This window comes from Actinoalloteichus spitiensis RMV-1378 (genome assembly GCF_000239155.1).
GTDB lineage: Bacteria > Actinomycetota > Actinomycetes > Mycobacteriales > Pseudonocardiaceae > Actinoalloteichus_B > Actinoalloteichus_B spitiensis.
Genome location: NZ_AGVX02000013.1, coordinates 1 through 14,370 on the forward strand (window position 1 = coordinate 1; position 14,370 = coordinate 14,370).

General features: G+C 71.3%; 14 protein-coding genes. 6 read left to right on the plus strand and 8 right to left on the minus strand.

Annotated elements, in window-relative coordinates:
* Positions 1–1,194 precede the first annotated feature (1,194 nt).
* The 4 genes from ACTIDRAF_RS0200760 (at position 1,195) to ACTIDRAF_RS0200775 (ending at position 4,512) form a co-directional block, all read left to right on the plus strand.
* The gene (locus ACTIDRAF_RS0200760; protein WP_016696799.1) at positions 1,195–1,719 is read left to right on the plus strand and encodes a SigE family RNA polymerase sigma factor; all 525 of its coding nucleotides are present in this window, start codon (positions 1,195–1,197) and stop codon (positions 1,717–1,719) included.
* Positions 1,719–2,867, plus strand: coding sequence for a hypothetical protein (locus ACTIDRAF_RS0200765; RefSeq protein ID WP_026065636.1), 1,149 nt, complete (start codon positions 1,719–1,721; stop codon positions 2,865–2,867). The genes ACTIDRAF_RS0200760 and ACTIDRAF_RS0200765 overlap by 1 nt, the downstream gene beginning before the upstream one ends.
* A gap of 121 nt (positions 2,868–2,988) precedes the next feature.
* Complete coding sequence (locus ACTIDRAF_RS0200770) at positions 2,989–3,648, plus strand: metallophosphoesterase family protein (protein WP_026065637.1); 660 nt, start codon at positions 2,989–2,991, stop codon at positions 3,646–3,648.
* An 18-nt stretch (positions 3,649–3,666) separates the two neighbouring features.
* Complete coding sequence (locus ACTIDRAF_RS0200775) at positions 3,667–4,512, plus strand: hypothetical protein (protein ID WP_016696801.1); 846 nt, start codon at positions 3,667–3,669, stop codon at positions 4,510–4,512.
* 45 nt (positions 4,513–4,557) lie between these two features.
* Here the strand turns inward: ACTIDRAF_RS0200775 and ACTIDRAF_RS0200780 are convergent, their stop codons facing one another.
* The 7 genes from ACTIDRAF_RS0200780 to ACTIDRAF_RS0200810 all read right to left on the minus strand — a co-directional run bounded on the left by ACTIDRAF_RS0200780 (position 4,558) and on the right by ACTIDRAF_RS0200810 (position 11,872).
* Complete coding sequence (locus ACTIDRAF_RS0200780) at positions 4,558–5,736, minus strand: ABC transporter ATP-binding protein (RefSeq protein ID WP_016696802.1); 1,179 nt, start codon at positions 5,734–5,736, stop codon at positions 4,558–4,560.
* 7 nt (positions 5,737–5,743) lie between these two features.
* Complete coding sequence (locus ACTIDRAF_RS0200785; RefSeq protein ID WP_016696803.1) at positions 5,744–6,589, minus strand: carbohydrate ABC transporter permease; 846 nt, start codon at positions 6,587–6,589, stop codon at positions 5,744–5,746.
* The gene (locus tag ACTIDRAF_RS0200790) at positions 6,589–7,443 is read right to left on the minus strand and encodes a carbohydrate ABC transporter permease (RefSeq protein WP_245533396.1); all 855 of its coding nucleotides are present in this window, start codon (positions 7,441–7,443) and stop codon (positions 6,589–6,591) included. The genes ACTIDRAF_RS0200785 and ACTIDRAF_RS0200790 overlap by 1 nt, the downstream gene beginning before the upstream one ends.
* 164 nt (positions 7,444–7,607) lie before the next feature.
* Entirely contained in the window at positions 7,608–8,876 is a 1,269-nt protein-coding gene (locus ACTIDRAF_RS0200795; RefSeq protein ID WP_016696805.1) for an ABC transporter substrate-binding protein, read from the minus strand.
* A 343-nt stretch (positions 8,877–9,219) separates the two neighbouring features.
* Positions 9,220–9,744, minus strand: coding sequence for a YflT domain-containing protein (locus tag ACTIDRAF_RS0200800; RefSeq protein ID WP_026065638.1), 525 nt, complete (start codon positions 9,742–9,744; stop codon positions 9,220–9,222).
* A 166-nt stretch (positions 9,745–9,910) separates the two neighbouring features.
* Complete coding sequence (locus ACTIDRAF_RS0200805; protein ID WP_026065639.1) at positions 9,911–10,768, minus strand: LLM class F420-dependent oxidoreductase; 858 nt, start codon at positions 10,766–10,768, stop codon at positions 9,911–9,913.
* Positions 10,769–10,900: 132 nt separating this feature from the next.
* Complete coding sequence (locus tag ACTIDRAF_RS0200810) at positions 10,901–11,872, minus strand: HpcH/HpaI aldolase/citrate lyase family protein (RefSeq protein WP_016696808.1); 972 nt, start codon at positions 11,870–11,872, stop codon at positions 10,901–10,903.
* 25 nt (positions 11,873–11,897) lie between these two features.
* Between ACTIDRAF_RS0200810 and ACTIDRAF_RS31660 the strand changes: the two genes are divergently transcribed.
* Positions 11,898–12,329, plus strand: a complete 432-nt coding sequence (locus ACTIDRAF_RS31660; RefSeq protein ID WP_211215235.1) for a hypothetical protein — start codon at positions 11,898–11,900, stop codon at positions 12,327–12,329.
* Here ACTIDRAF_RS31660 and ACTIDRAF_RS0200820 read toward each other — a convergent pair.
* Positions 12,320–12,811, minus strand: a complete 492-nt coding sequence (locus tag ACTIDRAF_RS0200820) for a MarR family winged helix-turn-helix transcriptional regulator (protein WP_016696809.1) — start codon at positions 12,809–12,811, stop codon at positions 12,320–12,322. The two genes, ACTIDRAF_RS31660 and ACTIDRAF_RS0200820, sit on opposite strands and share 10 nt — an antisense overlap.
* A gap of 194 nt (positions 12,812–13,005) precedes the next feature.
* On the opposite strand from ACTIDRAF_RS0200820, the gene ACTIDRAF_RS26515 reads away from it, so the two are divergent.
* On the plus strand, positions 13,006–14,187 hold the full coding sequence (locus tag ACTIDRAF_RS26515) for an Mrp/NBP35 family ATP-binding protein (protein ID WP_052168651.1): 1,182 nt from the start codon (positions 13,006–13,008) through the stop codon (positions 14,185–14,187).
* Positions 14,188–14,370: the final 183 nt, after the last annotated feature.

The window sequence follows — 14,370 nt, forward strand, 5'->3', positions numbered from 1 at the left end:
GCGGGTCCTCGCACCACCCGGGGCCGCACGGAGCCGCCGCTCTCGGAGCGACCGGGAGCGGCCGGACCGCCTGCTCCGGACCGGAAGCGGGGAGGAGTTCCTGGACCAGCCGGCCACGGTCCCCGCGCGGCGTGGCCCCGGTGGCGGAAGTGCTCGGGTACGCCGTCGCCGACAAGGCGGAGGCGGTACCCGTGGTGGGATGGGATGTTCCCACCGGAAAGCGGAGCGGAAACGGCGCGAGCGGTGGCCGGGTCGCGATGCGACGCGCGCCGGGAAATGGTCCCACCGGGGCTGCCGACACCCACCGGACAGCGGGATCCCACCGCGCCGGCGAATGCGGAACTTCCCGTTCTCCTCGGATTCGGAACTCCCCCCGAGTCGCCGCCACCGGGAAGCCGGCTGGCGCCCGCGCCCAGGTCCGGTCCACCACCGCCCACGAAATCGCGGCGGCGGCCCCTCCTCCCGGTCCTCCGGCCGGGCTGGCCGCACGGTTCGTGCCTGGCTCCACCCCACGGGGATTCGCCGTCCGATCTCGTACCGACGTCGAACTCGGGCTCGCCGGAGGAATGCCCACCCCTGCCCCCGCCGCCGGGGTACTCCGCCGCACGGACCGACATCCTCGCTGGCAGGGACGACGTGAACGCCGGGAGGGCCGGCAGGCGGGGGTGCGGGGCGGAAGCAGGCGGAACGCACGACGGTCTACGGTCGAACGCCACGTTCCTCCTTTCCACGGAGCCCTTCCTCGAGTCCTCCCTGGCGGGGAATCGGGACCCCTGACGGGGACCGCGGTGAAAGACCCGCCTTTCCCACGGCAGCGGCTCATCCCGATCCCGGTATACCTCACCGCCGAGTGGAACTCCCGGGATCGTGTCATGGTCTTTCTCCCGTGTACAGCGCCGACCGCGCTCCCCACCGGCTGCGCGGCACCGTTTCCCGGATGTTCCCCGCGAGGGGGGAATGCGCTCCTCCGAACAGCGGGAGGTGTGGGATTCGGGTGAGGCCCCGGCTTTCGCGAACCGGGGCGGATGGCGGGTACCCGCGTGATCTCCGCGGTGAGATCCGAGTTCGACGAACGGGCGGGCCTGGTCCGCGAAAGGACCACCTCGCCCAGGGGGACCAGGGTCCGCCGTCCGGTGCGACGGATCCCCCCGGCAAGTGCGTTCCAGAGGTAGCCAACCACGAAGGGGCGCACCCGTGACGTTCGACGACTTCGTCGCCCTCCGGCTGCCACGTCTGCTGAGGTACGCGACGGTTCTCACCTCCGACGCGCACTTGGCCGAGGACGTGGTCCAGGAGGTGCTGCTCCGAGCCCAGAGCCGGTGGAGACGCATCGGCGGGCTCGAGGCACCGGAGAGCTATGTGCGGAAGATGATCACCAACGAGTTCCTGTCCTGGCGTCGGAGACGGGCCTCGGGGGAGGTCGCGACGTCTCCGGACTCGATCAGGACCCTGCGCGAGCGGGCCAGCCGCGAGCACGACGACGTCCACGCCCGGTACGACGAGCGAGACGCCATGCTGCGGCGCATCGCCCGCCTCCCGAGGAAGCAGCGCGCCGCCCTGGTCCTGCGCTACTACGAGCAGCTCCCCGACCGGGAGATCGCCCAGCTGCTGCGCTGCCGCGAGGGCACGGTGCGCAGCCACATCTCCCGCGCCCTGAGCGGCCTCCGCTCCGAGGCATCGACGCCCGGCCCCCGGCCCGCACTCCTGAAGGAGACGTGATGAGCTCCGACCACGAGCAGTTGATCAGGGACGCGTTGCTGCGCCAGGCCGACTCCGGTCCGGATCCGGCGGCCGTGCTGGCTGGCCTCGAACGGGCCGGGGAGCGCCGGCGGCGCCGGCGGCGCGGCACGCTCCTCGTCGCCGCCGCGGCCGTCGCCACCACCGCCCTGCCGGTCGCCGTACTCGCTGTCACCGGCGGGGACCCGGCCCCCGGCCCGGGACGGGTCGCGTCGCCGGACACGCCTCCGAGCGAGCCGCCCGCTCCGGAGCCCTCGGGCGCGACCGCCTCCCTCGGGTACGGGCCGACGTGGGTACCGGAGGGGTTCCTGGAGTACCGGCGCGCCTTCGAGAGCATCCCCCCACCCGAGCCGGTGGAGGGCGAGGGCCCCACCGAGTGGAGCCACTCCCGGTCGTGGACCAGCGGGCCGGTCGAGGAGGCGGCGGTGACCGCGCCGACGGTCACCGTGTGGGTGCTCAAGTACGAGAACCCCCAGACGGACCACAACCTGGACGACCTGCCCGAGGTCCAGCTGGACGAGACGACCACCGCCCATCTCAACGAGGACCAGGACGGGTACCGCAGTCGACTCGCGTGGTTCCCCGCGCCGGACGTGTTCGTCGTGGTCACCGCCTCGTCGATCGAGGGCTCGGCCGAGGTGGCCGAGCGGGTCGCCCGCTCGGTCCGGGCGGATGACCGCGTCCAGTTCCCGTTGCCGCTGGAGCTCGACGGACCGAACCCGGCGCGCTCGGTCTCCCTGCGGGCCGAGCCAGGGGACGACCGGGCGTGGTCGGCCCTGCTGTCCACCGGCGTACCCGGCGCGGAGGACCACCGGGCGGAGCTGGAGGTCGAGTACCTCCCGGACCGCCCGGAGGTGGACCAGCCCTGGATGCCCGACGGCGCACCGCCCCCGGTGGAGGTCCCCGTCCTCGGTGGGACGGCGTTCTTCTACGCCCCGCACCACCCCTGGTCCTCCGGTGGCCGGCCGGCGACGCTGGTCGTCCCGGCGGTCGACGGGCGGTGGCTGCTGGTGCGGGACGGCTGGCCCACCGAGGGGAGCTCGGTGACGGTGGACGACCTGGTCGAGGTGGCCGAGGACCTCGTCGTGCACCCGGACGTCGACCGCTCGTGGGTCGGCGGTCGCCCCTGAACCGGGGCCCCGCCCCCAGGTGGTGCGGTGGCGCCGACGAGGGCGCCTGACGGCGCGGCCGTGGCCCGGCGCGCGGGCCGCCGTCGCTGCTGGCACCCGCCCACCCCCCTATGCTCGCGGGGTGGTGCGCGTGCTGGCGGTCGCCGACGGGGTCGTGGAGAAGCTGTGGACCGAGCAGGTCCGGGCCTACGACGTCGCCCTCGTCCTCGGCGCCGGTGACCTGCCCTTCGACTACCTCGAGTACCTCAGCACCGAGCTCGGCGTGCCCTGCGTCTTCGTCCCCGGCAACCACGACCAGGACCTCAGCGGCTACACCAAGGTGCGGGGGATGTGGACCAGAGGGGGCATGCCGGTCTCCTGGCCCGGCCCGGCCGGAGCGGTCAACGCGGACGGCCGGGTGGTCGACGTGGCGGGCCTGCGCATCGCGGGCCTCGGCGGCTGCCTCCGCTACCGCGAGGGCGCGAACCAGTGGACCGAACGCGAACAGGCCCGGCGGGGACGGCGGGTCTGCCGACGGGCGGCGGCCCGGCGCTGGTGGGACGGCCGGGGGGTGGACGTGCTCCTGACGCACGCACCCCCGTTCGGGTGCGGCGACCTGGACGACCCGCCGCACCGGGGCTTCCACTGCCTGCACGACGTCGTGCGCCGCCTCCGGCCGCCGCTGCTGGTGCACGGCCATGTCCATCCGGAGTACGGACCCCGCGCGCGCGAGGGCCATCTGGGTAACACTCTGCTGGTCAACGCCGCTTACCACCGTGTAGTCGAGATTCCCGTTCCATAGCCACCCCGGAGGTGGAACGTGCGCCGTGACACCGGCTTCCCGCACGCGGACGCCGAGAACGACTTCCTCCGCTCCCGGCGCCAGCAGGTGCTGGCCCGCCTCTCCGCCTGGCTTCGTCGGGAACCCGACGACGTCAACATCATGCTGCCGTTCACCGAGGTCGTGGAGGCCCTCGGCCAGGTCGGCGAGCGGCGGCTCGGGCTGCGCGTCATCCGGTTGGACACCGTGGTGGGCAGCGTGGACCGCACCAGGGACTTCGACCGGCGGTTCCGCCCCACCTCGGCCCGGGTGCGGGAACGGTGGGAGCGGCTGGCGCGTGCGCAGCGGCGGGGTGAGGCCGTCCCGCCCATCGCCGTCTACCGGATCGGGGACCTGCACTTCGTCCAGGACGGCCACCACCGGGTCTCGGTGGCGATCGCCCACCACAACGACACGATCGACGCCTACGTCACGGAGATCATCACCAAGATCGACGCGGCGGGCATCCGATTCCGGGGCGATCTGATGGTGAAGGCCGACCGCCGGCTGTTCCTGGAACGGGTGCCCCTGCCCGGGGAGGCCCGGGCGGCGGTGGTGCTGACCGACGCCTGGGAGTACACGGAGCTGAGCGAGACCGTCGAGGCCTGGGGCTTCCGGCTCATGCAGGACGAGGGCACGTTCCTGGACCGCACCACGGTCGCCCGGCGCTGGTACCACGAGGAGTTCCGGCCGGTGGTGCGCCTGCTCCGCTCGGCCGAGTTGATCGCGAACCGCACCGAGGCCGAGGCGTACCTCCGGGTCGGCTGCGAGCGGTACCGGCTGATGCGGACGCACCGCTGGGACGACGAGATCATCGAGGCGGTACGACGCGGTCCCCGGCGCTGACCAGGTGGTCGGCGCCGGGGACCGGCAGGGTGCCCCCTCCGGGGGTCAGGGCTCCAGCGTCAGGTTCCTGCCGGTGGCGGGGTCGAACAGCTGCACCTTGCCCAGGTCGAACCACACCTCGTGGTGGTCGCCCTCCCGCACCGGTGAGACCGCGGAGAGCCGGGTCACCAGCTGGCCCTCGCTGGCGGGGACGTCCGAGCTGCCCGAGTCGGCGGCGAGTTCCTCCAGCTCGGCGGAGCGGGCCTTCTCGTCGAGCGCGTAGTAGACGTACTTGTCCGACCCCATCGACTCCACCACGTCGACCAGGCCGGTGAAGACGTCTCCCTCGGCCCGGACCCGCTCGTCGACCAGGCTCGCGTCCTCGAAGTGCTCGGGGCGGATCCCGAGGATGACCTCGCGGGGCGCGTCCGCCCGTTCCATGGCCCGCCGCAGCCGGTCGGTGAGCCGGATGTCGCCGAGCGCGGTGGAGAGCCGGCCGTCGGCGACGGCGGCGGGGACGAAGTTCATCGCGGGAGACCCGATGAACCCCGCCACGAACAGGTTCGCCGGGTGCTCGTAGAGGTGCTGGGGCGCGCCGATCTGCTGGACCACTCCCCCGCGCATCACCACGACCCGGTCGCCGAGGGTCATCGCCTCGGTCTGGTCGTGGGTGACGTAGACCGTGGTGGTGCCGAGCTGCTTCTGGAGCCGGGACACCGAGGTGCGCATCTGGACCCGCAGTTTGGCGTCGAGGTTCGACAACGGCTCGTCCATGAGGAAGGCCTTCGGGTTCCGCACGATCGCCCGCCCCATCGCGACCCGCTGCCGCTGGCCACCGGAGAGGTTCGACGGCCGCCGGTCCAGGTGCTGGGTGAGGTCCAGGATGCGCGCGGCCTCGCTCACCTTCCGGTCGATGGTCGCGGTGTCCAACTTCGCCAGCCGGAGCGGGAACGCCATGTTCTCCCGGACGCTGAGGTGCGGGTAGAGGGCGTAGGACTGGAACACCATGGCGATGTCCCGGTCCTTGGGGGCCCGGTCGTTGACCACGGTGCCGTCGATGCGCAACTCCCCGGAGGTGATGTCCTCCAGGCCGGCGATCATGTTCAGCGTGGTGGACTTCCCGCAGCCGGAGGGGCCGACCAGGATGATGAACTCGCCGTCGGCGATCTCGATGTTGACCTCCTGGACGGCGAGTGCGCCGTCCGGGTAGCGCTTGGTCACCCGGTCCAACACGATGTCTGACATTGTCACCTCATCCCTTGACAGCGCCGGAGGTCAGGCCCGCGACGATGCGGCGCTGGAAGAACAACACGGCCACGATGATCGGCACCGTGATGACCACGGCCGCCGCGGAGATGGACCCGGTCGGGTCCTGGAACTGCGAGTCACCGGTGAAGAACGACAGCGCCACCGGGACGGTGCGTGACCGTTCGGTCGAGGTCAGGGTGAGCGCGAACAGGAAGTCGTTCCAGCAGAAGATGAACACCAGGATCGCGGTGGTGAAGACACCGGGCGCGGCCAGCGGGGCGATGACCTTCAGGAAGGCCTGGCCGGGCGTGGCGCCGTCCATCTTCGCCGCCTTCTCCAGCTCCCAGGGGATCTCCCGGAAGAAGGCCGACAGCGTGTAGATGGCCAGCGGCAGCGAGAAGGTGATGTAGGGCAGGATCAGCCCCGGCCAGGTGTCGAACAGGCCGAGGGTCCGCTCGATCTCGAACAGGGGCGAGACCAGCGAGATCTGGGGGAACATCGCGATGAGCAGGGACACCCCGACGAGCAGCCGCTTCCCCGGGAACTGGAGGCGGGCGATCGCGTAGGCGGCCATCGTGCCGAGGACCACGGCGATCGCGGTCGCGATCAGGGCGATGCCGATCGAGTTCACCAGCGCCCGCAGGAACTCGGTGGTCGACAGGATCGACCGGTAGTTCTCCAGCGTCCACTCCCTCGGGATGAAGTTCCCGTCGTTGAGGGTGGCGGGCGTCTTGAACGACAGCGACATGATCCACAGCACCGGGACGAGGGCGTAGACCACCACCAGGGTGTTCAGCAGGCTCCACCTGAGCTTGCGTGCCCGGGTGTCGGTGCCTCCGAACGCGGCCATCAGCGCCTCCCCTCGGTGTCACTGCCCGGTGCGGCGGTGCCGAAGAGCTTCACGAAGACGAACGCGATCAGGGCCACCGACAGGAAGATCAACACCGACATGGTGGATCCGATCCCCAGGTTGAGCGCCTGGATCAGGTTCGTGTTCGCGAGGATCGACACCGAGGAGGTGTCCTGTGCTCCCGAGGTCAGCACGTAGATGTTGTCGAAGATGCGGAACGCGTCGAGGGTGCGGAACAGCAGGGCCACCAGGATCGCCGGCTTCATCACCGGGACCATGACCTTGATGAACCGCTGCCAGGGGCCGGCGCCGTCCATGGACGCGGCCTTGAGCAGGTCGTCCGGTACGAGCGCCAGTCCGGCCATCAGCAGCAGGGCCATGAAGGGCGTCGTCTTCCAGACCTCCGCCAGGGTGATGATCGCCAGCGCGCTGGCCTGGTCGGTCAACGGAGCGGAGCCGGGGGCGAACAGGTTGGCGAGGTACCCGGTGTCCGGGGTCCAGGCGTACCGCCAGGAGAAGGCGGCGACGACGGTGACGATCCCGTAGGGCACCAGCGCCGATGTGCGCACCAGTCCCCGACCCACGATCGTGCGGTGCATGATCAGCGCGAGCGCCATGCCCAGCACCAGCTCGATCGCGACCGAGACGACGGTGATCAGCAGGGTCACCCCGAACGAGGTCCACCAGTAGCTGCTGGTGAGCACCTCGACGTAGTTGGCCAGCCCGACGAACTCCTGGTCCGCCGGGAAGCGGAGGTCGTAGCGCTGGAGCGACAGCCAGATGGAGTAGATGATCGGCCAGCCCGTGACCGCGATCATGACGAGCGCCGCGGGAGCGCACAGCAGCAGGGCCAGCCGGCGTTCCGACCGCTGCCCCTCGGTGAGCGTGCGGCGTCCCGACCGGCCGCCGCCGGCCCGCCCACCACGTCCCGACCCGTTCGCCGAGGTCACCTCGGCCTGGCCGGGCGCGTCCGCCGGGGAACCAGGGGATGCCTGGTCCTCGGAGAGACGTTCCTTGCTCACGGCAGCACCCCCTTCGACTCGAGCGCCTTCTGCACGGACACCCGCAGCTCCTCCGCGGTCCGTTCCGGATCAATGGCCGAGGGCGGTGACAGCGTGTGCGACAGCACCGTCGAGACGTTCTGGTAGGCCGGGGTCGAGGGCCGGTTCGCCGCGTTCCGGACGCTCTCGAGGATCGCGTCCTTCATCGGGTAGGCGTCGAGCATCTCCGGCTCGTCGTAGACGCTCTCGATCGTGGGTGGCACGCCGCTGTTGATCGCCGAGAACTTCTGGTTCTCCGCGTTGCGCAGGCACAGCGCCGCGTCGAACGCCTCGTCGGGGTGTTCGGAGTAGGTGCTGACGGCCAGGTTGTACCCGCCGATGGTGGACCGGCTGGGGCTGCCCGGCTCGACCCCGGGGTAGGGGGCCCACCCGACGTTCCCGGCGAGTTCCGGGGTCTCCGCCTGCATCGCCGCGTAGACGAAGGGCCAGTTGATCTGGAAGGCGGCATTGCCCGTCTGGAAGGCCAGGCGGGCGTCGTCCTCCATCGCGTTGGTCAGGCCCGGGTGCGCGAGGCCGGAGGTGGCGAAGTCGCGCAGCACCTCGAGGGCACGGACGGCGCCGTCGTCGAACTCGGCGCGAAGGCCGTCCTCGGAGAGCATGTGGCCGCCGGCGGAGGCGGTGATGGAGTTGTAGTGGACGACCAGGCCCTCGTACTGCGCGCCCGTGATGAGGATGGTGTGCGGGTCACCGGCGTCCTTGAGCTCCTGGGCGGTCTCCATCATCTCGTCCCAGGTCTCCGGCGGCTCGTCGACCAGGTCGGTTCGGTACCAGAGCAGCTGGACGTTGGTGTTCTTCGGGGCCGCGTAGAGCCGGTCCTCGTACCTGGCCGACTCGAGCGGCCCCTCCAGCGTGCCTTCCTCCGCCTCGGCCCGGTACTCGCCGGTCCATTCCCGGATCCACTCGGCACCGGCGAACTCCTGGGTCCACATGAGGTCGAGGCCGAGCACGTCCATGTCCCGGTCCTCGGCCGCCAGCCGCCGTACCATCTGGAGCCGTTGGTCGTCGGCGCCGCGGGGCAGCTTGTTGTAGACGATCCGGTACCGCCCGGCGGCCTGCTGGTTGCAGTTCTCCACAACCGTCTCCAGGCCGTCCTCGGGCGCGTAGTAGAGGTTGACGGTGATCCCCTGCTGGTCGGCTCCACAGGCCGCCAGCGGTATCGCGAGCAACGCGACCCCCATAGCCGCCGCGGCCCGCCCCGGCCGCGCACGCATCGCGGGGCGCCCCATCGCTGCCTCCTCCCGGCGACGGCTGAGGCGACACCCCGGCACCTCGTCGACACCGCCCGGGCGACCACAGCCGGCACCACGTCGTGCCCGCACTGATCGGCGGTCGCCGCCCTGGCGGTGACCGACCGTCTTGGGGTGCGTCTCGTCACACCCCGGAAACGGCGCATCGAACGTAAGGCCGTTGATCACCTTCCGCAACAGGTACTGCGCAAGATGCGAGATCTGTTATAAAAATGGGTCCCCAGGAAGCCCGATACTCGGCCAGCTTCTCACGGTCGGTGACTCCTAACCGGACAAATCGGGAATCAACCCCCAGTAGGGTCATTCCCGATCGTGGAGGTCGTCAGGAGGCGGACGGCGGCCGCATCGCCAACTTCGCGAGCAGGTCCCTACCCTGTTCGGCGTTGCGCGGATGGCACAGGACGTCGTACCGCCCGGCCACCAGTTGGCTGGCGGAGACGAAGTCCCGCCGCCCCCGCGCGGACCCGTAGGTGACCGCGGCGAAGAGGAGCCCGAAGAGCACGCCGGTCCCGAGGCCGACGAGCACCGGCCCGATGAAGACACCCTCGGTCCCGCTGAACAGGCTGAGCAGGATCCCGACGAACAGGCCGAACCACGCGCCCGAGGCGGCCCCTCCCGCGAGGACCTTGCCCCAGGAGAGCTTGCCGGTGACCCGTTCCACGAGCATCAGGTCGACACCGACGATCGTCACCTCCTGCACCGGGAAGTCGCTCTCGGCCAGGTAGTCCACCGCGCGCTGCGCCTCCTCGTACGTGCCGTACGAGCCGATCGGCCACCCGGTGGGCGGAGTGGGCAGTCTCGGCGCGCTGCGCGCGTCCCTGCCCGAGCTGCCGAAGGGACTTGTCACCGGTTCTCACCTCCGTGAACGGGAACTTCCATCCTGCCAACGATCAGGGGGACTGGCAGTTCCTGCGAATCGGTCGCGACGACCATGATCCCTGTCTCGTTCCGGCACCGGTGCGGCCGTCCCGGTCTCGGCCCACTCCGCCCCCGTCACCGCGCTCGCGCCACCGTCACAGGGGGAGCACGGTCGCGAGGCGTCGGTAGGCCGGTCTCGGGTCCGCTCCGTCCGCCGTCAACACCTGGACCGTCACGTGGTCGGCACCGGCGTCGAGGTGGGCGGTCACCTTCGCCGCCACCGCCTCGTCGGTCCCCCAGGCAACGAGGTCGTCGATCAGGGCATCGCTGCCGTCGTCGGCGATGTCCTGCTCGGTGTACCCCAGTCGCAGCAGGTTGTTCGTGTAGTTCACGAGCTTGAGGTAGGGGTTCGCCACCGGGGGACGACCAACGGCCCTGGCGGTCGCCGGATCGCTCTCCAGCACCACCTTGTGCTCCGGGGCCAGCAGGACACCGGCGCCCAGCACCTCCCGAGCCCGCCTGGTGTGTTCGGGCGTGGTCAGGTAGGGATGGGCCCCGACGGTGCGTTCGCCCGCCAGCCGCAGCGCACGGGGGCCGAGCGCGGCCAGTACCCGGCGGTCCAGCGGAACCGGACGGGCCGCGCTGTCCAGCTCGTCGAGGTACTCCACCAGCCGGGTGTACGGGCGGACGTACCCGGCGCCGACCGCCTCGCGGTGCCCTGCTCCGATCCCCAACAGGAACCGGTTGGGGTAGCGGGACTCGATCCGGTGGAAGGACTCGGCGACGGTGTCCGCCGGGGAGTCCCAGATGTTGACGATGCCGGTGGCCACGACCAGCCGCGTCGTCGCCGCGAGCAGGTGCTCGACGACGTCGAGGTCGGCGGAGGGCGAACCACCCACCCAGAGGGCCCCGTAGCCGAGCTCCTCCAGTTCCGCGGCGGTCTCCGCGCCCACCGCCCCGGTCAGGAACGGGGCTGGCCGCCAGATGCCGATACGGCCGAGTCGTGGCGTCATGATCGTCTCCTTCCGTCCTCCGTGCGAACGTTCCCGGTCCCTGATCTCATCCCGCATCTCATCCCGAAGTTCCGGCGACGGCGAGTCGAGGCGGCCGAGAACAGCCGACCGGGGAGGCCGGCCGGGGCCACGTCAGTCGACGGGTGGAGTCCAGCGCCGGGTGCGCCGGAGACCGGCCGCGCGGCCCCTGGCGGCCACGACCAACGCCATCTTCCGGGACGCCTCGTCGATCATCTCCGATCCCAGCATGGCGGCCCCCCGGGCCCCACCGGCGGAGGAGGTGTGCCACGCGTAGGCGTCCAGGATGTCCTCGGCGTGCTCGTAGTCCGCCCGCGCCGGGGAGAACACCGAGTTGACCTCGTCGATCTGGTCCGGGTGCAGGACCCACTTGCCGTCGAAGCCGAGCGCCGCCGACCGGCCGGCGACCCGCCGGAGGCCGTCCCGGTCCCGCACCCGGAGGTAGGGACCGTCGATCGCCTGGATCCCGGCTGCCCTGGCCGCCACCAGCAGGCGCATCAACACGTAGTGGAACGCGTCGCCGACGTCGTAGCCGGGAGGCTGCTCCCCGACGACCATGCCGCGCATCGTCAGCGACGCCATGAAGTCCGCTGGTCCGAACACCAGCGCCTCGAGGCGCGGGGAGGAGGTCGCGACCACCTCCGCCGCCGCCACTCCGGAGGCGCTCTCGATCTGCGCCTCGATCCCGATGCGTCCGACGGGGAGGCCGAGTGCCCGCTCGATCTGGGTGAGGGTCAGGTCGAGCCACCGCACGTGGTCGACCGACTCCACCTTCGGCAACAGCAGGCAGTCCAGCTGTTCGCCAGCGCCCTCCACCACCTCCACGACGTCCCGGTAGGCCCACTCGGTGTCGACGCCGTTGACGCGGACGACCCTGGTGCGCCCCTCCCACCCGCCGGCGTTGAGCGCCTCGACCACGGCCCTCCGCGCCGCCGGCTTGGCCAGGGGGGCGCAGGCGTCCTCCAGGTCGAGGAAGAACTCGTCCACACCCAGACCACGGGCCTTCTCGATCATCCTCGGGTTCGAGGCCGGGACGGCCAGACAGGTCCGTCGCGGTCGCACCCGGTCCACGCCCGGTTCCCGCACCGGGACCTCCTGGGATGCTGGGGGGATGGTTGGCTCTGTCGACACCACCCGCACTCTAGATCTCGCCCTCCGCAAGGGCGGGGCGGTGTGGGTGGCTCCCGCGAACCGGCCCGCGAGGCTGGTGTGGACCGTGTGGCGGGCAGGCGCGCTGTGGGTGGCGGTCGGGCCCGGGGAACAGCAGGTGCCCGGCCTCACCGACGACGGCGTCTGCCAGGTGACCGTGCGGTCGCCGAGCACCCGTTCACACCTGCTGGAGCTGCGGGCGCGCGCCCGGTTGGTCACGCCGGACGAGGACGCCCTCGCCGCGCTCACGGCCGCCCGGCGCAACCGGCAGCCCGCGTGGTCGGAGGTCTACCGCCTCGTCCCCGAGCCCGGCGGGACCGGCGGAGCCGAGGAGGCCCTCGGGGTGAGGGCGACCCCGGCTCTCGACGGGCAGGTCCACCCGCGTCAGGCCTGAGCCCGTTGGCTGGCGGCCCGGGGGACCTGGCCGTCGGCCAACTTGGCGCAGGTGTCCGCGAGGGACCCGAGTTCCTCCCCGGGCAACACCGAGGTGAAGTACTGGCTGACACCAGCCAGGTGAGTGGAGACCGCCATGCGCAGGCGGTCCTTGCCCTGTTTCGTGAGTACCGCCATCACGCCGCGACCGTCCGTGTCGACTCTGACCCTGCGCACCAGCCCGACACGCTCCAGCCTGTCGACGAGTCGGGTGACACCCGACCTGGACAGCAGCACCGCATCCGCCAGTTCGGTCATTCTGAGCCGTTGTTCGGGAGCCTCAGCAAGATGGACGAGCACGTCGTAGGCCGCCAGGGAGAGCCGCTGCTTGGCGATGAGGTCGGCCTCCAGGCACCGCGTGACGCGGGCGTGTGCCCGGAGGAAGCTGCGCCAAGCCGCGATCTCGTCTCCGTTGGGTAATCGGCCGAGAACGGTATCCGACACGAGATCGATGTTACGGAACGCGCGCGACCGTGCGCACAGTGCCCCCCGGAAATGATGACTCTCCGCGTTCGGCCGGGTACGGCCACCCGGGGAAGGGCGGGCGGGACCGGTTCCGGCGGTGGACCGAGCCGTAGCATGGAGGCCGCAGCAAGGTCCAGCAGCCTCATCAACGACGAAAGGCCCGGTGTTCGCAAGTGACTCCTGCCCAGCCGGCTGACACCGCACTCTCGCCGGAGACGGTGCGCGAGGCGCTGTCGCGGGTCGAGGACCCGGAGATCCACCGGCCCATCACCGAGATCGGGATGGTGAAGGACATCACCGTCGGTGAGGACGGCGTGGTGGATGTCGGCATCTACCTGACGGTCGCCGGGTGCCCCATGCGCGACCGGATCACCCGGGACGTCCGCGCCGCCGTCGAGGCGCTCCCCGGCGTCTCCGAGGTGCGCGTCGAACTGGACGTGATGAGCGACGAGCAGCGCTCCGAACTGCGCAGGACGTTGCGGGGCGACTCGGCGGAACCGAAGATCCCCTTCGCCGAACCGGGCTCCCTCACCAGGGTCTACTGCGTGGCCTCCGGAAAGGGGGGCGTCGGGAAGTCCAGCGTGACGGTCAACCTCGCCGCCGCGCTGGCCGCGCGGGGCCTCTCGGTCGGGGTCGTCGACGCCGACATCTACGGGCACTCGGTCCCGAGGATGCTGGGAGCAGCCGGCAAGCCCACCAAGGTCGAGTCGATGATCATGCCGCCGCAGGCGCACGGCGTGAAGGTCATCTCCATCGGCATGTTCACCCCGGGGAACTCCCCGGTGGTGTGGCGGGGGCCCATGCTCCACCGCGCCCTCCAGCAGTTCCTGGCCGACGTCTTCTGGGGCGATCTGGACATCCTGCTGCTCGACCTCCCGCCCGGCACCGGCGACATCGCCATCTCCGTCGCCCAGCTCATCCCCAACGCCGAGATCCTGGTCGTGACGACGCCGCAGCAGGCCGCCGCCGAGGTGGCCGAACGCGCCGGTGCGATCGCCATGCAGACGCGGCAGCGCATCGCGGGAGTGGTCGAGAACATGTCGTGGCTCGAACTGCCCGACGGTCAGCGCATGGAGCTGTTCGGCAGTGGCGGCGGCCAGCTGGTGGCGGACTCGCTCTCCCGGTCGGCCGGGGCCGAGGTCCCGCTGCTGGGCCAGGTACCGCTGGACCAGCGCCTGCGGGAGAACGGCGACGCCGGCACCCCGCTGGTGCTCGCCGAGCCCACCGCCCCCGCCGCGCAGGTGTTGCTCGACGTCGCCAAGCGGCTCTCGGTTCGTGCGCGCGGTCTCGCCGGCCAGATGCTGTCGGTGACGCCTGTCCGGCGCTCGGATCCAGCCGAGCGGAGCACCCGCTGAGCCGATCGGGCGAAGTTGGGTCGGGGCCGCTCTCGGGCGGCCCCGACCACCCTCGTGGCGGATGGCCCGCTGCCGCGCCGGGGTTCCCGCAGGCTCAGGTCGCGTCGGGGTCGATGGGGGGCCGCTCCCCTGGTCGCAGGGACGGCTCCGGCGGGCGAACCGGCCCGGCGCCGGCGGCGGGGT

What these genes read in the sequence shown, in the direction of transcription:
- ACTIDRAF_RS0200765 (WP_026065636.1), top strand. Translation starts at nt 1,719, where the DNA reads ATGAGCTCCGACCACGAGCAGTTGATCAGGGACGCGTTGCTGCGCCAG.
- ACTIDRAF_RS0200780 (WP_016696802.1), bottom strand. Translation starts at nt 5,736, where the DNA reads ATGTCAGACATCGTGTTGGACCGGGTGACCAAGCGCTACCCGGACGGC.
- ACTIDRAF_RS0200785 (WP_016696803.1), bottom strand. Translation starts at nt 6,589, where the DNA reads ATGGCCGCGTTCGGAGGCACCGACACCCGGGCACGCAAGCTCAGGTGG.
- ACTIDRAF_RS0200795 (WP_016696805.1), bottom strand. Translation starts at nt 8,876, where the DNA reads ATGGGGCGCCCCGCGATGCGTGCGCGGCCGGGGCGGGCCGCGGCGGCT.
- ACTIDRAF_RS0200805 (WP_026065639.1), bottom strand. Translation starts at nt 10,768, where the DNA reads ATGACGCCACGACTCGGCCGTATCGGCATCTGGCGGCCAGCCCCGTTC.
- ACTIDRAF_RS31660 (WP_211215235.1), top strand. Translation starts at nt 11,898, where the DNA reads ATGGTTGGCTCTGTCGACACCACCCGCACTCTAGATCTCGCCCTCCGC.